This window comes from Pseudomonas sp. 28 E 9, from assembly GCF_900004785.1.
In the GTDB taxonomy this organism is placed as follows: Bacteria; Pseudomonadota; Gammaproteobacteria; order Pseudomonadales; family Pseudomonadaceae; genus Aquipseudomonas; species Aquipseudomonas orientalis_A.
Window position 1 is genome coordinate 199,685 of sequence record NZ_CVTK01000057.1, and the last position, 20,689, is coordinate 220,373.

17 protein-coding genes and 2 tRNA genes are annotated in these 20,689 nt (G+C 60.6%); 9 read left to right on the forward strand and 10 right to left on the reverse strand.

Annotated features, from left to right (window positions below):
* Positions 1 to 46: 46 nt before the first annotated feature.
* Positions 47 to 268: a hypothetical protein gene (locus tag BFQ00_RS25675; RefSeq protein ID WP_065887528.1), complete on the reverse strand. Its 222-nt coding sequence runs from the start codon at positions 266 to 268 to the stop codon at positions 47 to 49.
* 312 nt (positions 269 to 580) lie between these two features.
* Between BFQ00_RS25675 and BFQ00_RS25680 the strand changes: the two genes are divergently transcribed.
* Complete coding sequence (locus BFQ00_RS25680) at positions 581 to 865, forward strand: DUF3509 domain-containing protein (protein ID WP_065896367.1); 285 nt, start codon at positions 581 to 583, stop codon at positions 863 to 865.
* A 184-nt stretch (positions 866 to 1,049) separates the two neighbouring features.
* Here BFQ00_RS25680 and BFQ00_RS25685 read toward each other — a convergent pair whose 3' ends face one another.
* Entirely contained in the window at positions 1,050 to 2,249 is a 1,200-nt protein-coding gene (locus BFQ00_RS25685) for a CaiB/BaiF CoA transferase family protein (protein WP_065895130.1), read from the reverse strand.
* 136 nt (positions 2,250 to 2,385) lie between these two features.
* On the opposite strand from BFQ00_RS25685, the gene BFQ00_RS25690 reads away from it, so the two are divergent.
* Both BFQ00_RS25690 and recJ read left to right on the forward strand, forming a co-directional pair.
* Complete coding sequence (locus tag BFQ00_RS25690) at positions 2,386 to 2,928, forward strand: YaeQ family protein (RefSeq protein ID WP_003238901.1); 543 nt, start codon at positions 2,386 to 2,388, stop codon at positions 2,926 to 2,928.
* 174 nt (positions 2,929 to 3,102) lie between these two features.
* On the forward strand, positions 3,103 to 4,812 hold the full coding sequence (gene recJ, locus BFQ00_RS25695; protein ID WP_065935122.1) for a single-stranded-DNA-specific exonuclease RecJ: 1,710 nt from the start codon (positions 3,103 to 3,105) through the stop codon (positions 4,810 to 4,812).
* Between the two features lie 152 nt (positions 4,813 to 4,964).
* Here recJ and BFQ00_RS25700 read toward each other — a convergent pair whose 3' ends face one another.
* From BFQ00_RS25700 to BFQ00_RS25715, 4 genes are all read right to left on the reverse strand, one after another.
* Entirely contained in the window at positions 4,965 to 6,245 is a 1,281-nt protein-coding gene (locus tag BFQ00_RS25700; RefSeq protein ID WP_065935123.1) for a virulence factor family protein, read from the reverse strand.
* Positions 6,245 to 8,887: a bifunctional lysylphosphatidylglycerol flippase/synthetase MprF gene (gene mprF, locus BFQ00_RS25705; protein WP_065935124.1), complete on the reverse strand. Its 2,643-nt coding sequence runs from the start codon at positions 8,885 to 8,887 to the stop codon at positions 6,245 to 6,247. Before mprF ends, BFQ00_RS25700 begins: the two co-directional genes overlap by 1 nt.
* A 279-nt stretch (positions 8,888 to 9,166) precedes the next feature.
* Positions 9,167 to 9,243, reverse strand: a tRNA-Met gene (locus tag BFQ00_RS25710).
* 270 nt (positions 9,244 to 9,513) lie between these two features.
* Positions 9,514 to 9,590 (reverse strand) — tRNA-Met (locus BFQ00_RS25715).
* Between the two features lie 278 nt (positions 9,591 to 9,868).
* On the opposite strand from BFQ00_RS25715, the gene dinB reads away from it, so the two are divergent.
* The gene (gene dinB, locus BFQ00_RS25720) at positions 9,869 to 10,927 is read left to right on the forward strand and encodes a DNA polymerase IV (RefSeq protein ID WP_065895127.1); all 1,059 of its coding nucleotides are present in this window, start codon (positions 9,869 to 9,871) and stop codon (positions 10,925 to 10,927) included.
* A gap of 129 nt (positions 10,928 to 11,056) precedes the next feature.
* Here the strand turns inward: dinB and BFQ00_RS25725 are convergent, their stop codons facing one another.
* The 4 genes from BFQ00_RS25725 to BFQ00_RS25740 form a co-directional block, all read right to left on the reverse strand.
* Entirely contained in the window at positions 11,057 to 12,010 is a 954-nt protein-coding gene (locus BFQ00_RS25725; RefSeq protein ID WP_065887536.1) for a hypothetical protein, read from the reverse strand.
* A gap of 20 nt (positions 12,011 to 12,030) precedes the next feature.
* Positions 12,031 to 13,746, reverse strand: a complete 1,716-nt coding sequence (locus tag BFQ00_RS25730) for a proline--tRNA ligase (RefSeq protein WP_065935125.1) — start codon at positions 13,744 to 13,746, stop codon at positions 12,031 to 12,033.
* Positions 13,747 to 13,962: 216 nt separating this feature from the next.
* Positions 13,963 to 15,495 (reverse strand): AmpG family muropeptide MFS transporter, encoded by a 1,533-nt coding sequence (locus BFQ00_RS25735; RefSeq protein WP_065935126.1) that lies wholly within the window; start codon positions 15,493 to 15,495, stop codon positions 13,963 to 13,965.
* A 43-nt stretch (positions 15,496 to 15,538) separates the two neighbouring features.
* On the reverse strand, positions 15,539 to 15,853 hold the full coding sequence (locus tag BFQ00_RS25740) for an MGMT family protein (protein WP_240995416.1): 315 nt from the start codon (positions 15,851 to 15,853) through the stop codon (positions 15,539 to 15,541).
* 192 nt (positions 15,854 to 16,045) lie between these two features.
* Between BFQ00_RS25740 and BFQ00_RS25745 the strand changes: the two genes are divergently transcribed.
* The 5 genes from BFQ00_RS25745 (at position 16,046) to groL (ending at position 20,671) form a co-directional block, all read left to right on the forward strand.
* A complete protein-coding gene (locus tag BFQ00_RS25745) occupies positions 16,046 to 17,053 on the forward strand; it encodes a DUF481 domain-containing protein (protein WP_065935127.1) in 1,008 nt (335 codons plus the stop codon).
* Positions 17,054 to 17,155: 102 nt separating this feature from the next.
* A complete protein-coding gene (locus tag BFQ00_RS25750) occupies positions 17,156 to 17,887 on the forward strand; it encodes a HugZ family pyridoxamine 5'-phosphate oxidase (protein WP_065935128.1) in 732 nt (243 codons plus the stop codon).
* Between the two features lie 66 nt (positions 17,888 to 17,953).
* Positions 17,954 to 18,430: an FxsA family protein gene (locus tag BFQ00_RS25755; protein ID WP_065887542.1), complete on the forward strand. Its 477-nt coding sequence runs from the start codon at positions 17,954 to 17,956 to the stop codon at positions 18,428 to 18,430.
* 248 nt (positions 18,431 to 18,678) lie between these two features.
* Positions 18,679 to 18,975 (forward strand): co-chaperone GroES, encoded by a 297-nt coding sequence (gene groES / locus BFQ00_RS25760; protein ID WP_017846112.1) that lies wholly within the window; start codon positions 18,679 to 18,681, stop codon positions 18,973 to 18,975.
* A gap of 49 nt (positions 18,976 to 19,024) precedes the next feature.
* Positions 19,025 to 20,671 (forward strand): chaperonin GroEL, encoded by a 1,647-nt coding sequence (groL, locus tag BFQ00_RS25765; protein ID WP_065887544.1) that lies wholly within the window; start codon positions 19,025 to 19,027, stop codon positions 20,669 to 20,671.
* Positions 20,672 to 20,689 lie beyond the last annotated feature (18 nt).

Here is a 20,689-nt window from a genome sequence, read left to right on the forward strand (position 1 = left end):
GGGGCAGCGGCGTTTTTTGTTTGTGGCAGGCCCGGAAACACGGTGTTTATTGGAGCAATTTAATAGCCACCCCAGTGATTGAAGCAATTGTTGCGACCACGGCCATTGCTACGCCCATGGGGTACCAGAAAGTTTCGCAATTTATCTTCAGTGATTCCGACTTGAGCTTGTCCTGCTCAGCCTGCATACGTGATATTTCGGCATAGATGCGCCGTACATCGGCATGCATCTTCTCCATCGACGCTTGCTGTTCATTCTGTTCCAACATCATCTTCATCCTTCGCAATAAGGGCCTTATGACATGCACTCTGCCTGCACGGCGGAGTGATCAGCGCTCACCGAGTATAGGATTCACTTTTGGCCTGCGCGCCCGGCGCACCCCAAAACCGCAACCCATTGCGTAAGCAGCTATGTGCCTCCGTTTTTTACCTGTCATGTTGCAAGCGCATGCTGGATACGTCATCCCCGCACAACCCTTGAAAGACGAAAAAGCGAACTTTCCTACGTTACGACCAGTCACTTAGGAGAGATGCAGCACCCGTTGAAACGATTGTTCCCGAACTATTGAGTGGTGATCGAGATGGAAAGTATCAGCCTGTTGCTCGAAGAAGCACTGAGCCCTTATCTGGTTACGCTGACCACCTCTGGTGTGCAGGGCGAATGCCTGGTGACCGTGAAGAACCCCGGTGGCGCCATCATGGTCGAGCGCGAAGTCAACCGCGCTCAGTTGACCGACAAACGCGCGCTGGTGGATGTGGTGGATTGCCTGCTGCGTGATTTGAAAATCGCTGAAGGTCGACTCGAGCCCTCGGTCATTGCAGCCCTGCGAAACGCCGCCATGACACGAACTCCGGTCTGCGCATGAAGAATTATTTATCCTTCGAAACTTCCTACAACACGGCCGGTCAGAGTTTGTAACAGCAAGAGCAAACATTGTGCTCCGGTGTTTGTGGCTTGTTGTACTGGTCTTTGTAGATCACGTTTAACCCCGAGTTGTCTCCCCACTCCTCGGGGTTTCTTTTTGCCTGGAATTTGGCACGGCGACGCGCTCAGATCGCGCCATCCGCACGCAAGCGGGCGATGGCCGCCGCGTCATAGCCCAGGGCGTTGAGCAGCACACCGTTGTGCTCGCCCAATTGCGGACCCACCCATTCACAGCTGCCTGGCGTATCCGACAGCTTGGGCACGATGCCGGGCATCTTGAAATCCTTGCCGCCCGGCAGTTGCGCGCTGAGGAACATCTCCCGGGCCAGGAATTGCGGGTCGCCCAGCATGTCCTCGGCACTGTAGATGCGGCTGGCGGGCACTTGGGCCTGGTTCAACTGCGCCATGACCTGCTCTAGCGGCAAAGCGTTGACCCAGCGATCGATCACCCCGTACAGCTCATCGCGGCGGCTGTCACGCCCGTCATTGCTGGCAAGCGCCGGGTCGTTCGCCAGGTCGTCGCGGCCGATGGCGGCCATGAAGCGCTTGAAGATCGCATCGCCGTTGGCGCCAATCTGCACATGTTTGCCGTCGGCGCTGGTGTGGATCGAGGAGGGCGTAATACCGGGCATGATATTGCCGGTGCGTTCGCGAATGAAGCCGAACACATCGAACTCGGGAATCATGCTTTCCATCATGGCGAAGATGGCTTCGTACAGCGCCACGTCGACCACCTGGCCGAGGCCGCCGTTGACTTCACGATGACGCAGGGCCATCAGCGCGCCGATCACCGCCCACAGCGCGGCAATCGAGTCACCGATGGAAATCCCGGTGCGCACGGGCGGGCGGTCTTCGAAGCCGGTGATGTAGCGCAGGCCGCCCATGGACTCGCCCACCGCGCCAAACCCCGGCTGGTCTTTCATCGGCCCGGTCTGGCCGAAGCCGGAAAGGCGCACCATCACCAGCCTTGGGTTCAGTGCGTGCAGGGTTTCCCAGCCCAGGCCGAGTTTTTCCAGTACGCCGGGGCGGAAGTTTTCGATCAGGATGTCGGCGTCGGCGAGCAATTGCTTGAGGATCGCCAGGCCATCCGGGTGCTTGAGGTTGAGGGTCAGCGACTGCTTGTTGCGCGCCTGCACGAACCACCACAGCGAGGTGCCTTCATACAGTTTGCGCCATTTGCGCAGGGGGTCGCCGCCGTCCGGGGATTCGACCTTGATCACTTCGGCGCCGAACTCGGCGCAGATACGTGAGGCAAACGGGCCGGCAATCAGGGTGCCGAGTTCGATGACTTTCAGGCCGGCAAGCGGTTTGGCATTAAGCGACATGGGGATCCTTGAGCGCGCGGGACGGTGACGTACTGCTTTTTAACATAGGCGGGCAGCCTGGATGCAGCGCAGTATTCGTTGATTGGCCTCGCCATCGGTTAGACTGGCCGTCTTTCCCTGTCTCCAGAGCCCGTTCATGGCCCAGCCGTCCACGACCTACAAATTCGAACTCAACCTCACCGACCTTGACCGTTCGGTGTACGAGAGCGTTAAACAGACCATCGCCCGCCACCCTTCGGAAACCGAAGAACGCATGACCGTGCGCCTGCTGGCCTACGCCCTCTGGTACAACGAGCAGTTGGCGTTCGGCCGTGGCTTGTCGGATGTCGACGAGCCGGCCCTGTGGGAAAAGAGCCTGGATGATCGGGTGTTGCACTGGATCGAAGTCGGCCAGCCGGATGCAGACCGCCTGACCTGGTGCTCGCGTCGCACCGAACGCACCAGCCTGCTGGCATACGGCAGCCTGCGGGTGTGGGAAGGCAAGGTGGTGCCGGTGGCGAATAACCTCAAGAACGTGCACATCGCTGCCGTGCCGCAGGAGATTCTGGAGGTGCTGGCCAAGGACATGCCGCGCGTGATCAAGTGGGATGTGATGATCAGCGAAGGCACGATCTTCGTCACCGATGACCGTGGCCAGCATGAAGTGCAACTGCAATGGCTCGTCGGCGAGCGCGGTTGAAAATGTGGGAGGGGGCTTGCCCCCGATAGCGGTGGATCAGCTACAGATAAGCTGGCTGATAGATCGCTATCGGGGGCAAGTCGAATCGTCGCACCGCCCCTCCCACATTTGATCTTTGTTGAATTTTGAATTGTTGTTTATCCGTTGAATCAGTAGAGAAGTCATCACCCCCGTATGCGTATCGATCCCCGTCCCTTGCCCGCCGTCCTGCCATTCCTTGGTGAATTGCCACCGCTGCTGACCCGTCTCTACGCCGCGCGCGGGGTGCAATCGGAAGCCGAGCTGGACAAGAGCCTGGCGCGGTTGATTCCCTATCAGCAGCTCAAGGGCATCGATGCCGCCGTCGACCTGCTGGTGACCGCGCTGGAGCAGCGCCAGCGGATCCTGATCGTCGGTGACTTCGACGCCGACGGCGCCACCGCCAGCACCGTAGGCACACTGGGCCTGCGTTTGCTCGGTGCGGCGCATGTTGATTACCTGGTGCCCAACCGTTTCGAATACGGCTACGGCCTGACGCCGGAGATCGTTGAGGTGGCGCTGCAGCGCGAGCCGCAGTTGCTGATCACGGTGGACAACGGCATCTCCAGCGTCGAGGGCGTGGCGGCGGCGAAGGCGGCGGGGCTGAAGGTGCTGGTGACCGATCACCACTTGCCGGGCGACGAACTGCCGGCGGCGGACGCGATCGTCAACCCAAACCAGCCAGGCTGTACGTTCCCCAGCAAGGCACTGGCCGGTGTGGGCGTGATCTTCTACGTACTGATGGCCCTGCGCGCGCGTTTGCGCAGCCTCGGCTGGTATGACAACAGCCCGCAGCCGAACATGGGTGAACTGCTCGACCTGGTGGCCCTGGGCAGCGTCGCCGACGTGGTGCCGCTGGACGCCAACAACCGCATCCTGGTGCATCAAGGGTTGGAGCGTATCCGCGCCGGTCGCGCACGGCCGGGGATCAAGGCGATCCTCGAAGTGGCCAAGCGCGACCATGCCCGCATCACCTCCACCGACCTGGGCTTCATTCTCGGCCCACGGCTCAATGCGGCCGGGCGCCTGGACGATATGAGCCTGGGCATCGAATGCCTGCTGACCACCGATGTTGCCGCGGCGCGGGAAATGGCCGCACAACTGGACGGCATGAACCAGGACCGCAAATCCATCGAGCAGGGCATGCAGCGCGAAGCCCTGGCTCAACTCAAGGATTTGCCGGTGGAGTCAATGCCGTACGGTTTGTGCCTGTTCGACCCGGAGTGGCACCAGGGGGTGATCGGGATTCTGGCGTCGCGCATGAAAGAGCGTTATTTCCGTCCCACCATCGCGTTTGCCGATGCCGGTGATGGCATGCTCAAAGGCTCCGGGCGGTCGGTACAAGGCTTTCATATCCGTGACGCGCTGGCGGTGGTTGCCAGCCAGCACCCCAACCTGATTGCCAAATACGGCGGCCACGCGATGGCGGCGGGCCTGACCCTGCCCGAAGCGAATTTCCCCTTGTTCGCCGAGGCTTTCGATGCCGAAGTGCGTCGGCAACTGCGCGAAGAAGACCTCACCGGACGCCTGCTCTCCGATGGCACCCTGGCGGTGGAAGAGTTTCATCTGGAACTGGCCCGCGCGCTGCGCCATGCCGGCCCTTGGGGGCAGCACTTTCCCGAGCCGTTGTTTCACGGTGTGTTTCAGCTGGTGGAACAGCGGGTAGTGGGCGAGCGGCACTTGAAGGTGGTACTCAAGAGCGAGTGCGGGGCGGTGAAGCTTGATGGCATTGCGTTTGGGGTAGACCGTGAAATCTGGCCGAACCCGACCGTGCGCTGGGTGGAGTTGGCCTACAAGCTGGATGTGAACGAGTTTCGTGGGAATGAGACAGTGCAGTTGATGATTGCGCATATCGAGCCGCGTTAGATCCAGCTGACAATGCAATACAACTGTGGGAGGGGGCTTGCCCCCGATGGCAGACTGTCAGTCAATGATGTAGTGACTGATCCACCGCTATCGGGGGCAAGTCGAATCGTCGCACCGCCCCTCCCACATTTAGTTTTGTGTGCAGCCTGGGATTACTCCGCTTTGGCCTGGTGTTTCACAATGATATCCACCAACCGCTTGGCCAGCGCCGGGTAGTTCTCATCGAAGTGATGCCCACCGGGCAGCTTCATGGCTTCGCCCACGGCAGTCTTGTCCGTGCAGCCACTCTCGTCGACTTCTTCCGCACCATAGATGCACACCACTTTCTCGGGGGGCAGCTTGGCCATTTCCGGGCCGGTCGCGGCTTCCTTGCCGGCGTTGCCCAGCCAGCCTTCCACTTCAATTTCGAAGCTGCCGGTGCGGGCGAAGGCCAGCAGGATGATCGCGTCGACCCGTTGCTGTTCGTTTGCCGGCATACGGTTGTAGATAGCCGGCAGGACGTCGGCGCCGAACGAGTAACCGGTCAGCACGAAGCGCTTGGTGCCCCATTTCTGCCGGTAGTGCTGCATCAGTTCGGTCAGGTCCTTGGCGCTTTGTTCCGGGGTTTTGTGCTGCCAGTAGTAGCGCAGGGTGTCGATGCCGACCACCGGGTAGCCGATCTTAGCCATTTCGCCGGCCACGTCACGGTCCAGGTCACGCCAGCCGCCGTCACCGGAGAGGAACAGGGTCACGGTGTCTTTGGCCTGGCCGGCCGGCACTTCCACTACAGGAATCGCCAGGCCGCCGTTGTCCGAACCTACCAGTTGCTTGCGCAGCTCGTTGTTCAGCACTTGGGGGTAATGAATGTCGTAGTCGCTGATGCTGGTGGTGGCGCGCGGTGTGTCACGTACGAAGCTGGCGCTTTCATCGTCAGGGTTGTCATTCCAGGCCACCAGCCAGTTGCCATGGGCGGCGGTTTTCGGCAGTGGGTCGTTGCAGCCTTCCTGTTTCAGGGCGAAGCCGACGGAAATGGCGTTGGCCTTGTCGTCGCTCTGTGTGGCCAGCCAGCGCCAGGCGAGCGCCGCGCCAGGGCCGATGCCGCTGACCAGGGTCGCCGGGCCTTTAAGCTGGGCCAGGGCGCTTTGCAGCGCTTGCTCCTGCAGCTTGCAGTCATCCTTGGGCAGGATCACCTGAACGAGCTGCGCCGAGCCACCCTGGCTGAGGGCGATCAGTTGGCTGTCGGTCAGGGTTGCGTCGGCCATCACGGCCACTGCCACGCGGGCCTTTACCGTGCCGGCAGGGCTTACGCGGGTCATCACCGAGCCATCGGCCTGGGGCATCTGCTCCAGGGTCGGCTGTGGGGCGGGGCGGTTCCAGTACCAGTAACCGCCGCCCAGGACCAGCGCGAGCAGCACTACAACAGCCAATACATACCGCCAGGAGCGTCGAATCATCAGCGTTTCACCAATCCAGTCAAGCCGCCCGCGATCAGGGCGGCGGTATCGGCCAGTGCCACCAGCGGATCAAGTCCTGCGGGCACGGCCATGTAACGGGGTTCCCAGTCAGGCTGGAACTTGTCTTTGAAGCGGCGCAAACCTTGGAAGTTATACAGTTGCTCGCCACGGCGGAACACCATCGAGCCCAAGCGTTGGGTCAGTGGTGCGCCACGCCGGGGTTGCAGGCCCGACAACGGCACCATGCCGAGGCTGAAGCGTGCGTAGCCGTGGTTCTTATAATGTTGAATCAGGCCGACCATCATGAATTCCATGGTCAGCTTCGGTGCGTCCGGGTGGGCGCGCATCAGGTCGAGACTGGCCAGGTCATGGTTGTACGTCTCGAGTAGGTTGGCGAAGGCCACCGGGCGCCCTTCGAAGCGAATGATCGCGATACGGAAGTGTTTGAGGTAGTCGTCGCTGAAGCGGCCCAGGGAGAAGCCTTTTTCGCGCACATTCTTACCGGTAAGCCAAGCGTCCGAGATAACTTTTAATTCATCCATCGGCGCCGTGCCCGGCTCGCAGATCTCCAGGGACAGACCGTCGCGGGTGCCGCGGTTCCAGGTGTAGCGCAAATCCTTCATCTCTTTGCCCTTGGCTTCCAGGTCAAAGCGTTTCAGGTCGACGCGGGCTTCTTCGCCCAGCTTGATCGCGGTGAGTCCGATATCCATGTAGTACGGCAGGTTCTCGGCACGCACTTGATAGAACACCGGCCGTGCGTGGTGAATGTCGCACAGGTCGCGGAACTGCCAGATCATCTCGGCGCGCGGCTGGGTCGGGCCGATCGGATCATACAAGGCCACCAGGCTGCGCCCGCGCCGGGCATACATCAGGAAGGCTTCGTCATTGGGGTGGAACAGCAATGCCTTGTCGCCGGTCAGCGCCAGGCCGCCGTCGGGTTGGGACGAGGCCATCAGGATTTTGGAGGCGCGTTCGAGTTCGTCCGGGGTCGGCAGATGGATGACCGGGCGCGCGGTACGCAGCAGCCAGGTCAGCGATACGATCACCAGCAGGACAGCGGCGCCCAGCAACGAACGCAGGCCGCGCGGGGCGTTGGCGTCGAGGGTGAACTGCCACCACAGTTGGTGACTGTAGGGCACGTCCTGGTAGGCGAACAGCAGCAGCCAGATCGACGCGCCAAGCACGCACACGCTGGCCACCAGGTACAGCGGCGAGAAGGGCAGTTCGGTCAAGCGGCTGGCGCGGTAGAACGAGCGTCGGAAGATCGCCAGCAGCACGGCAGTCATGGTCATCAGACTGGCTTCTTCCCAGTCGAAGCCCTTGAGCAGCGAGAGCAGGGCGCCTACCAGCAGCAGCACCATGGTCAGCATCCAGGCCGCCGACAAACGTCGACGCAAGCCTTGGGCCAGCAACAGGCACAGCACGCCGATCAGGCTGGCGCCGAAGTGCGACGCGTCAATCAGGCGGTGGGGAATCAGGAAGCCGATGTTTTCCAGGCGTGAATCGATCTCCGGCGTGGCGCCGGAAAACAGCAGGACCACGCCGGACAAAAAAACCAGTACGGCCAGCACCGGTGCCGCAAGGCCGGAGGCGACGCGCAGGCTCTGCTGGGTCTGGAACAGGCGCTGGGCCTCGTTGACCAGCAGGAAGATACAGGCGATCAACAGTGGCAATACCACGTAGATCATCCGGTACAGCAGCAGGGCGGCGGCCAGTGGCGCAGCGCCGAGTTTGTCGGCGAAGGCCGCCAGCAGGATCGCTTCGAACACCCCCACGCCACCCGGTACATGGCTGAGCACGCCGGCGGCGAGGGCCAGCAGGTACACCAGCAGGAACGGGCCGAAGGGCGGCGCTTCCGGCAGCAACATATACAGGACCGTGGCGGCGGCGGCGACATCCAGTGCGGTGATGATCAACTGCAGGAACGTCAAGCGACGGCCCGGCAGGCGCAGGGTGCGGCGCCCGGCCTTGACCAGCAGGTTATCCGGGTAGGGTTGTTCCGGCAGGCGGCGGCGATAAATACCGATACACAACATGGCCGACAACAGCAGCACGGCACCGGCAACACCGCCGAGCAGGCTTTGCGACAAATGCAGGTAGGTCGAGGCCGCCGGCAGGTTACTCAGCGTGGCCAAAGCGGCCAGGGGCGGGAGCGCGCAGCCCAGCGCAAGGCTGGCGAACACGGTCATGTGCGCGACTTCCGAAGCACCGATGCCGTGGCGTGCATATAGACGGTAGCGCACCGAGCCGCCCGAGAGCATCGACAAGCCAATGGCGTTGCCGATGGCAAAAGCGGTGAAGCCCCCCAGTGCCAGGGTCTTGGCGGGCAGTTTCACGCCGGCATAACGTGCGCCGGAGAATTCATAGCCCAACAGAATGATGAAACCGGCCACCGCCGCCGCAAATGCGCCGATCAAGGCAGGCTTGGGCACTTCCAGGATCGAGTCGTGGAGGGCGTAGAGATCGAGCTCCAACAACAGATGTCGGCAGGCGATCAGGGCAATGGCAAACAGCAGCAAGGTCACGGCCAGGCCGATGGGCTGACGGTATTTGCTCAACAGATCCAGCCAACGCAAACGGGTGGGAGGGATCGGTTGTTCCGCTGTGACAGTGTCTTGTGGTTCAGACGAGTTGGCGCGCATCAATCACCTCGTGGATTGTGCGCGACAGGATGGGGGTATCCAGCCAAGTTACCAATCCCTATGGACAAAATAATTACAAATATTAACGCGGATCACCGAGTGCGGCGACTGCGGCCATTGGTCGTAGAGGGTAGCGCTTGAGCATAGCGCATAGCGTGCAATGAGATGGACTCTGCAAACCGTCTACGGTTTCATGAAAGATGCCATGCCATTGTTTCAGAAGAACTTTTTCACCGGATACAAAAAAGGCCACTCTTTCGAGTAGCCTTTTTTGATGTTTGGTTGCGGGAGCCGGATTTGAACCGACGACCTTCGGGTTATGAGCCCGACGAGCTACCAGACTGCTCCATCCCGCGTCTGTGGGCGGCATTCTACAGTCCAGCGCCGAGGTGTCAACCGTTAATGCGGCAATGGCTCAAATAAGTGGGTTTTATTCAAAATCAAGGCCTTGGCACCGCCCATTGTAGGAGCGAGCTTGCTCGCGAAGAGCCTCAACGATAACGCAGCGCTTCAGTAGCCAGCGGTGTCTTGAGTTTTTCGCGAGCAAGCTCGCTCCTACAAGGGGGTGGGGTAAAAACAGGCGCGCACAAAAAAGGCCACTCTTTCGAGTAGCCTTTTTTGATGTTTGGTTGCGGGAGCCGGATTTGAACCGACGACCTTCGGGTTATGAGCCCGACGAGCTACCAGACTGCTCCATCCCGCGTCTGTGTGTCGGCATTCTACAGAGGAACGCGAGTGTGTCAACCCTAAAATCGAACAAAAGCGCTTGTGGTTCAATTGGTTAGCTCTCCAAGGCAGGTGTCGAAAGGGCGCCGGGCCAGTCAGGCCAGGGCTTCCAGCTCTATTGGAAGGTTGAATTCGATTGAGAAAACCAATTCATCTGAGATATTTCCTACCGCTCGGACGGAAGATTCAAACTACTGGTGCTATATACAGGGGTGAATGCGATACTGGCCACCCGTTGGTTCACACCCCGTTTATATGACGCAGCGCAAAATCATCCACGTCGACTGTGATTGCTTCTACGCCGCCATCGAGATGCGCGATGACCCGAGCCTGGCGCAAAAGCCCCTGGCTGTCGGTGGCTCGGCGGACCGGCGCGGGGTGATCGCTACGTGCAATTACGAAGCGCGGGCTTACGGGGTGCGCTCGGCGATGTCATCGCGTCACGCATTGAAGCTGTGCCCGGACCTGACGATCGTCAAGCCGCGTATGGATGCCTATAAAGAAGCGTCGAAGGAAATCCAGACGATCTTTCGCGACTACACCGACCTGATCGAGCCGTTGTCGCTGGATGAAGCCTACCTCGACGTCTCCGACAGCCCGCACTTTGGCGGCAGTGCCACGCGCATCGCCCAGGACATTCGCCGGCGTGTGTCCAATCAGTTGCACATCACCGTGTCCGCCGGCGTTGCGCCCAACAAGTTTCTGGCCAAGATCGCCAGCGACTGGAAGAAACCCAACGGCCTGTTTGTGATTACCCCGGACCAGGTCGAAGAGTTCGTCTCGCAGTTGCGGGTGAGTAAATTGCACGGTGTGGGCAAGGTCACCGCCGACAAGCTGGCGCGCCTGGGCATTGAGGATTGCCTGCAACTGCGCGAGTGGAACAAGCTGGCGCTGGTGCGCGAATTCGGCAGTTTCGGTGAGCGTCTCTGGAGTCTTGCCCGTGGGATCGATGACCGCGTGGTGCAGAACGACAGCCGGCGGCAATCCATCAGTGTGGAAAATACCTACGATGTGGACCTGCCGGATCTTTCAAGCTGCCTGGCCAAGCTGCCCGAGTTGCTGGAAACCCTGGCGGGGCGCATGGCGCGTATCGACAGCAGCTACCGGGCAGGCAAGCCGTTCGTGAAGGTCAAGTTTCATGACTTTACCCAGACCACTCTGGAGCAGGCCGGGGCGGGGCGGGATCTGGAGAGTTATGAGCAGCTGATGACCCAGGCATTTAACCGTGGGGGTAAGCCGGTGCGGTTGTTGGGGATTGGGGTGAGGTTGCTGGATTTGAGCAGTGGTAACGAACAGCTCGAGTTTTCCTGGTAGAACCGAGGGTGCCCCTGTAGGAGCGAGCTTGCTCGCGAAAAACGTCAACGATAACGCGTGTTTCCTGGAAGAACGCGGTGCCTGTGAGTTTTTCGCGAGCAAGCTCGCTCCTACAAAAACAGCCTGGGATCAGCGCGCGCCGGGATCTGCGACGAGTCGCCCCGCATCCTTGGCCAGTGCCTGCAAAAACTCCTGCTGCAATTCCGGATCGTTGCGCGTCAGTTCAATCAGGCTTTGCTCCAGTTCGCTGGCTTCTTCTTCCAGGCCCAGCTCCGAGAGGCGCTTGACCCGGTGCACCCACTGGTTGACTTCGTCGTCTTCCAAATCGTCATAGATCAGGCCATGGGCTTCCAGCAATTTGCCGCGCAGGGTGTTGCTGACCGCCAGGGTCGAATCCGTGTGCACATCGTCCTGGCCGTCTTCCACGCTGATCTTCAAGGTGGTGATGCGGTTCAGGTCCTGCTCGGCAAACGGACTGTCCAACAGGTTCAGGCGCAGCACGCCGTCGCGGTCGGTGGTCAGCTCATGGGTTTGTTTGCCGGCGGTGACCTGTACCGGGCGTTCGCTCCAGGGCAGGCTCGAATATTCCAGGCGCTTGTCACGCTGCACTTCATCGATAGCCGCGAGGTTCTGTTGCGCACGACCGTGGGATTGCACGTTCATGAACGGGTTGATGCCGTCCACGCCGTAGCTCAGCCAATCGCGCGTCATGCTGGCAGGCAGGTTGCCGAGGGCGAAGATATTCGCCACATTGGCGCCCGCGCCGGCCACCAAGGCAACGGCACCCAGTGGCATCTCATAGAGTTTGCGCCAGGGCTGGTAGGGCGTGTAGCGGTCGTAACGCCGTGTGACTTCGAATTCGGTGACCTCGAACGTCTTCTGTTCGTGAATCCGAACCCGGCGTTGCGGCAGTTCCAGCACTTTGGGCTCGCCGACATCAATCTGCAGGCTGTGGTCGAGCAACTTGCGCTCGACCCGCTCCTCGTGCTCACTGCGTTGCGACATCTGGTTGGCGCAGCCGCTGACCAGCAGGGCGCCGCACAAGGCGGCGCCCCCCAGGGCTCTGGTGTTTCGCTTGAACATGACTTCTCTTGATCTGGTTTTCAGCGACGAATACGCGCCTGAAGGAAAGACAGCACGTCAGCCACCGGCAACGGTTGGGCCTCGGCTTCGGTCCGGCTCTTGTATTCCAGATTGCCATCGGCCAGGCCGCGGTCACTGACCACGATCCGGTGCGGGATGCCAATCAGCTCCATGTCGGCGAACTTGATGCCCGGGCTGGTTTTCTTGTCCCGGTCATCAAGCAGCACTTCAAAACCGGCGGCCGTCAGTTCGGCATACAGTTTGTCGGTGGCTTCGCGTACTTGCTCGGTTTCATAGCGCAACGGCACCAGCGCCACCTGGAACGGCGCCAGGGCGTCGCTCCAGATGATGCCTTTCTCGTCGTTGTTCTGCTCGATGGCGGCGGCGACCACACGGGAAACGCCAATGCCGTAGCAGCCCATGTCCAGGGTGATCGGCTTGCCGTTCTCGCCCAGCACTTCGCACTTCATCGCCTTGCTGTACTTGTTGCCCAGCTGGAAGATGTGCCCGACTTCGATGCCGCGCTTGATCTCCAGGGTGCCCTTGCCATCCGGGCTCGGGTCGCCGGCCACGACGTTACGCAGGTCGGCCACGGTCGGCACCGGCAGGTCGCGCTCCCAGTTCACACCGAAGTAGTGCTTGTCGTCGATGTTGGCGCCGATAGCGAAGTCGCTCATCAGCTCGACCGAACGGTCGATGATGATCGGCAGCGGCAGGTTCAGCGGGCCCAGGGAGCCGGCGCCGGCGCCAATGGCGTCGCGCAGTTCGGCATCGCTGGCCATGACCAGCGGGCTGGCCACGCCAGGTTGCTGGGCCGCCTTGATTTCGTTGAGCTCGTGGTCGCCACGGATCACCAGGGCGATCAGCTTGCCTTCTTCTTCGGCGTGCACGATCAGGGTCTTGATGGTCTTTTCAATCGGCAGATTGAATTTCTCCACCAGGGCCGCGATGGTCTTGGTGTCCGGGGTATCGACCAGGCGCAGCTCTTCAGCCGGGGCTGGGCGCGAGGTTTCCCGCGGTACGGCTTCGGCTTTTTCGACGTTCGCCGCGTAGTCCGAAACATTGCTGAACGCAATGTCGTCTTCGCCGGATTCGGCCAGCACGTGGAACTCGTGGGAGCCGGCACCGCCGATGGAGCCGTTGTCCGCTTCAACCGGGCGGAATTTCAGGCCCAGGCGCGTGAAGATATTGCAGTAGGCCTGGTGCATGCGGTCGTAGGTCGCCTGCAACGACGCCTGGTCGGCGTGGAACGAATAGGCGTCCTTCATGATGAATTCACGGCCGCGCATCAAGCCGAAGCGTGGGCGGATTTCATCACGGAATTTGGTCTGGATCTGATACAGGTTCAGCGGCAGTTGTTTATAGCTGCTCAACTCGTTGCGCATCAGGTCGGTGATGACTTCTTCGTGGGTCGGGCCGGCGCAGAAATCGCGGCCATGACGGTCCTTGAAGCGCAGCAGCTCGGGGCCGTACTCTTCCCAACGTCCGGATTCCTGCCACAGTTCAGCCGGTTGGGTGCTCGGCATCAACACTTCCAGAGAGCCGGCGGCGTTCATTTCTTCACGAACGATGGCTTCGACCTTGCGCATCACCTTCAAGCCCATGGGCAGCCAGGTGTACAGGCCCGAGGCCAGTTTGCGGATCATGCCGGCGCGCAGCATCAACTGATGGCTGATCACAACCGCGTCGGAAGGCGTTTCTTTCTGTGTGGCGAGCAAATATTGACTGGTACGCATGGTAGGCCGTTGTCGGTTGCTTGGACTTGAAATGACTTGGGATTGTACGGGCGGTTGCCGCTGGAGTACAGGCGTGACGTCGCGGGGGATCTGACTGGCTGTGGGAGATCCAATGTGGGAGGGGGCTTGCCCCCGATAGCGGTGTGTCAACTGCAAGATACTCAGCTGTTCCACCGCCATCGGGGGCAAGCCCCCTCCCACATTGACCGAGGCGTGTCAGTCTTCGACGGGGGGATTCAGCCGAATCCGCCGGTTTTCCTGGAACCAGTGCAGCGCAATCAGGAACAGCGTCGGCACCCCCATCAGGCAGGTGATCATGAAGAAGTTGTGATAGCCGAACTTCTCCACCATCACCCCCGAATACCCGCCGATCAGGCGCGGCAGCAACAGCATGATCGAGCTGAGCAGGGCGTATTGGGTGGCGGAGAACTTGAGGTTGGTCAGGCTCGACAGGTAAGCGACGAACGCCGATGTGGCCAGACCCGAGCTGAAGTTATCCAGGGAAATGGTGACGATCAGCATCTGCAGGTCGGGGCCCATGTCGGCGAGCATCACGAACAACAGATTGGTGCCGGCCGAGGCCACGCCGCCGATGAACAGGATCGGCAGGATCCCGAACCGCACGATCAACAGGCCACCCATGCCGGCGCCGACCAGGGTCATGATCAGGCCGAAGATCTTGCTGACCCCGGCGATCTGGTCCTTGGTAAAACCCTGGTCGATATAGAACACGTTGGCCATCACGCCCATGACCGTATCGGACATGCGGTAGGTGGCGATCAAGCCGAGCAGCAGCAACGCTTGCCAGCGGTAGCGCAGGATGAAGTCGTTGACCGGCGTCAGCACCGGCGCCAGGCCACGTCGGCCCATGGCGGAGAGACACATTGCAGTCAACAGGATATAGAGGATGGCGCGCAGGAACGCGCGGTCTTCCATCAGCAATTCCCACAGGCTCACGCCCTGGAACAGCACGCTGGCGAAGTCAGTGTTGTACAGCTGGGTAAACATCGCCGGCACCGACACCAGCAGCACGATCAGCACGAACACCGACACCAGCTGATGCGCGAAGCTGTAGCGCCCGGCCTGCAACTGGGTGCGCAGCGGCACGTTGGGTTCGCGCATGAACAGCGTGGTGAGCAGCGCCGGGACCATCAGCACGCCGAACAGCACATAGGTGCCGGTCCAGGCCGAATGTTTATAGTTGAAACCGGTGGAGCCGAAGCCCTCGGCAAAGAACAGCGCACCGGCCGTGGCGAGCAGGGCGGCGATGCGATAACCGGACATATAACTGGCGGCCAGCGCCGCCTGGCGGCTGTCGTCGGCGATTTCCAGGCGATAGGCATCGACGGCGATGTCCTGGGTGGCCGACGCGAAGGCCACGACGACGGCAATGGCGATCAGCCAGGACAAGTGTTTTTGCGGGTCACAAAAGCCCATGCCGATCAATCCGAGGATCACCAGCGACTGGGCGAGCACCAGCCAGGAACGTCGGCGCCCGAGTTTTCCGAGCAACGGCAGGCGCCATTGGTCGAGCAGCGGCGACCAGACCCATTTGAAGGCGTAGGCCAGCCCGATCAGGCTGGCATAACCGATGGTCTCGCGGGCAACGCCGGCTTCGCGCAGCCACACCGACAGCGTCGAGAACACCAACATATAAGGCAGGCCGGCAGCGAAACCGAGCAACAACAGCACTAACGTCGAGGGGCTGGCATAGGCGGCGAGCGCGGCGCGCCAGGTTTTACGGGGCATGGGCTGGAGTCTGCCTCAGATTTGCGGAAACAAAGCGCGCACTCTAACCGCTGTGCTCTACCGGACGCCAGCCATGGCGCTGAATATCAACACGATTGTTCAGGATAGTGACGCCTTCGCTGCGTAAACGCGCACGTTGCTCGTCACCGGATGCACTGCCCGGCGGCAGACTTATCCGACCACCGGCACCCAGCACACGGTGCCAGGGCAATCGGGTATCGGCGGGAAGCTGGCTCAAGGTGCGCCCGACCCAGCGCGCGGCGCGGCCCAGGCCTGCCAGGTGCGCCAACTCGCCATAACTGACCACGCAACCTGGCGGTACTTGCGCCAGCGTCAGGTAAAGCGCGGTGCGGCGCATGTCGGCGGGGCTTTGCGGGGTGTCGGCGGGTTCATTCACTGTGAGGCTATCCGTTTGGAACGTCGGTGTTTTGTAAGAAACGTCTGTAAACTTGCCGTTGAGAATTGAACTCAATATAAATAGTTGAGTCAGTTCAGGCTATCTAACACGATAGCGTCTTCTTTTCGCCAACCCCGAGCCCCGTATCCGCTTATGTTGTCCAGAACCCTGCTGTGCCTTGCTGTCCTCAGTGCTTCCACGCCCTTGCTCGCCGATACCGTCTGGTTGAAGAACGGTGACCGCCTGACCGGCAAGATCAAAGTCTTCGACGGCGGCAAGCTGCTGATCCAGACCAGCTACGGCGGGGCGATCCCGGTGGACTGGAAGCAGGTGAAAACCCTGGAGAGTGATCAGGAGTTGCTGGTCAAGCAGGACGCCTATGCCGGTGAAAAGGCCAAGTCCCTCAAGCCTGCAGAGGATGGCAAAGTCGTGCTGGCCAATGGCGAAGCGCCCAAGACCGTGGAGTTGGCCAGCATCCAGCAGATCCTCAAGCCCAAGCCTGTGATCGAAGACCTGGTCTGGAAGGGCAACGTCGACCTGGCGCTGGACTACAAGCGCGCCGACAAAGACACCAACGACTACGACATCGACTTCAAGACCTCGGCTCGTCACGGCCAGTGGCGCCACACGGGCAAGGGCGAATACAACCGCGAGTTCCAGGACGACGTCACCACCACCGACAACTGGGCCCTGGAATACGACCTGGACCGCTTCTTCACCGAGCACTGGTTCTGGCAGGGCCGCCTGACCTACAAGCGCGACAAGATCGAAGACCTGGCACGCCAACGCACCGTCGGTACGGGCCCTGGTTATCAGTTCTGGGACGATGAACTGGGCGCGTTCTCCCTGGGCTCGCTGGTCAACCGCACCGATTACGAATACGCCGATGGCGGCAAGGACAACTTCTACTCCCTGGCCATGAAGTGGAACTACAACCGCTACCTGATAGGCAAGACCGTTGAGTTCTTCACCAACGGCGAGGTGGGCAAGCCGCTGGACGGTCCGGCCGAGTATTCCCTGGATGCCGAGATGGGCCTGCGCTACAAAGTCACTGAATGGGCGTCGCTCAATCTCAAGGCTGAGCGCGATGTCATCAGCGGCGACTCCGACAGCAGCTTGAGCAAGACCCGCTACACCGCAGGCTTTGGCGTGGCCTGGTAAAGCGGCATCGAGCACTCTGGCAACCTGCGCGGATATTGATTACCTTGTGTTGAGATCCATTCCCATATGCCATGGGCGGCGGGACAACCCAGGAGTCATACATTGAGCGCGCACGTTGCCAGGAACGCCCGAGAGCTGTTGCTCAAGGAATACCGTGGGGCCTTGGCCACACTGTCCAAAGCCATGCCCGGTTTTCCCTTCGGTTCGGTCGTGCCGTACTGCCTCGACGCACACGGCCAGCCGCTGATCCTGATCAGTCGCATCGCCCAGCACACGCACAATTTGCAGAAGGACCCCAAGTGTTCGTTACTGGTCGGGGAGCGCGAAGCCGATGATGTGCAGGCCGTCGGGCGCCTGACCTACCTGGCTGAAGCCCACAAGCTGGAAGACGCCGCCAGCATCGAAGCCGCTGCCGAGCGCTACTACCGCTACTTCCCTGACTCGGCCAATTACCACCAGGCCCACGATTTCGATTTCTGGGTGCTCAAGCCGGTGCGCCACCGTTATATCGGTGGGTTTGGCGCGATCCACTGGGTCGATCAACTGACCCTGGCCAATCCGTTCGCCGGCAAGGCCGAGCGCAGCATGATCGAACACATGAACAGCGATCACGCCAAGGCCATCGCCCATTATGTCGACCTCGCCGGTTTGCCGACGACCGAGCCTGCGCAACTGGCCGGCATCGACAGCGAAGGCATGCACCTGCGCATTGGCCAGTCCCTGCACTGGTTGCCGTTTGCCGAGTCTTGCAACACGCCGACACAAGTACGCGAAGCCCTGGTTTCATTGGCTCACGCCCAGACCTGGCCGAAAAAATCAGACATTAGCGCTTGAATTCACGAAAAGGCGACGTCATCTAGGGTGAACTAGCAAGGCATTCTTGCGTTGAGGAACCATTTGATGCGCCCTTTTTTGTTGCTTTTTCTATTGTTCCCGGTGCTGGAGCTGTTCGTATTCGTTCAAGTCAGCGGTGCGATCGGATTTTTTCCGGCACTGTTACTGATCATTCTCGGCTCGATGCTCGGCGTGCTGGTGCTGCGCGTCGCCGGCCTGGCGACCGCCCTGCGCGCCCGTGAAAGCCTGAACCGCGGTGAGCTGCCCGCCCAGACCATGCTCGAAGGCCTGATGATGGCCCTGGCCGGTGGCCTGTTGATCCTGCCGGGCTTTATCAGCGACGTGGTCGGTCTGGTGATGCTGCTGCCGGTTACGCGCAAACTGCTGGCCGGCAAGATGCGCCAGCGTGCCGAAGAAGCGGCCGTGCGCCAGCGCGCGTTTGCCGACGACCTGCAACCCCGTGGCGGCCCGGCCCCGCGCCAGCCTCTGGGGCGAGAAGGTGATGTGATCGAAGGCGAATTCGAACACCGCGACAGTAAATAACCGCTTCACCGGCACGGCATCTTCGGGTGCCGTGTTGCCTTCTTCCCTGAGCAAAACACAAAAAAATTCATTCGCTGCCCCTTGTAATAAGCCTGGCCGCCCTTATGTAACGGTCACCGCAAGGTTTCTGGTGGTGACACTAGACAGACTTCCGCGGTTCGCCCTGCGAGCCGCGACCGGCACCGCCGGAATTTAACCCGCCGGAATTGATACCGGCCGATGAAACATACAATTAGGAGAGATCGACAATGAGCAAGCTTCGTCCTCTGCACGACCGCGTCGTCATCCGTCGCAGCGAAGAAGAAAAGAAAACCGCCGGTGGGATCGTCCTGCCAGGTTCGGCTGCTGAAAAAGCCAACCACGGCGTGATCGTCGCTGCTGGCCCAGGCAAGACCCTGGAAAACGGTGAAGTACGTGCGCTGGCCGTGAAAGTGGGTGACAAGGTTGTTTTCGGCCCTTACTCCGGCAGCAACACTGTGAAAGTCGACGGCGAAGACCTGCTGGTAATGGCTGAGAACGAAATTCTCGCTGTACTGGAAGGCTGATTCCCCGCTCATTTTCCCGTTACTACAAAGTATTTAAGGAATATCGATCATGGCTGCTAAAGAAGTTAAATTCGGCGATTCCGCCCGCAAGAAAATGCTCACCGGTGTCAACGTCCTGGCTGATGCAGTAAAAGCGACCCTGGGCCCGAAAGGCCGTAACGTGATCATCGAGAAGAGCTTCGGCGCTCCGACCATCACCAAGGACGGCGTTTCCGTAGCCAAGGAAATCGAGCTCGAAGACCGTTTCGAAAACATGGGCGCGCAGCTGGTCAAAGACGTTGCCTCCCGTGCCAACGATGACGCCGGCGACGGCACCACCACCGCGACCGTGCTGGCCCAGGCCATCGTCAACGAAGGCTACAAAGCCGTCGCTGCCGGCATGAACCCGATGGACCTCAAGCGCGGCATCGACAAGGCGACCATCGCCATCGTTGCCGAGCTGAAAAACCTGTCCAAGCCATGCGCTGACACCAAGGCTATCGCTCAGGTAGGCACCATCTCCGCCAACTCCGACAGCTCCATCGGCGACATCATTGCCGAAGCCATGGAAAAAGTCGGTAAAGAAGGCGTGATCACCGTTGAAGAAGGCTCGGGCCTGGAAAACGAACTGTCGGTTGTAGAAGGCATGCAGTTCGACCGTGGCTACCTGTCCCCGTACTTCGTCAACAAGCCGGACACCATGGTTGCCGAGCTGGACAGCCCGCTGATCCTGCTGGTCGACAAAAAGATCTCCAACATCCGCGAAATGCTGCCAGTGCTGGAAGCCGTTGCCAAAGCCGGTCGCCCACTGCTGATCGTTTCCGAAGACGTTGAAGGCGAAGCCCTGGCGACCCTGGTTGTGAACAACATGCGTGGCATCGTCAAAGTCGCAGCCGTCAAGGCTCCAGGCTTCGGCGACCGTCGCAAGGCCATGCTGCAGGACATCGCCGTATTGACCGGCGGTACCGTCATCTCCGAAGAGATCGGCCTGAGCCTGGAAAGCGCCACCCTGGAAAACCTGGGTAGCGCCAAGCGCGTGACCATCTCCAAGGAAAACACCATCATCGTTGACGGTGCTGGCGTTGAAGGCGACATCGAATCGCGTATCGCCCAGATCCGTGCCCAAGTGGCCGAGACGTCCTCGGACTACGACCGTGAAAAACTGCAAGAGCGTCTGGCCAAGCTGTCCGGCGGCGTTGCAGTGATCAAGGTTGGCGCCGGTTCCGAAGTTGAAATGAAAGAGAAGAAGGCCCGCGTTGAAGACGCCCTGCACGCAACCCGTGCAGCCGTTGAAGAAGGCGTGGTACCTGGCGGTGGCGTTGCGCTGATCCGTGCTCTGGAAGCCCTGACCAATCTGACCGGCGACAACGCTGACCAGAACGTCGGTATCGCTGTACTGCGCCGCGCCGTTGAAGCACCGCTGCGCCAGATCGCTGCCAACTCCGGCGACGAGCCAAGCGTTGTGGTCAACGAAGTCAAGAACGGCAAGGGTAACTACGGTTACAACGCTGCGACTGGCGTCTACGGCGACATGATCGAAATGGGCATCCTGGATCCAACCAAGGTGACTCGTTCCGCGCTGCAGGCAGCTGCTTCCATCGGCGGTCTGATCCTGACCACCGAAGCGGCCATTGCCGACAAGCCAAAGGCTGAAGGCGCAGGTGGTGGCGGTATGCCAGACATGGGCGGCATGGGTGGCATGGGCGGCATGATGTAAGCCAGCCTTACCCGGCTA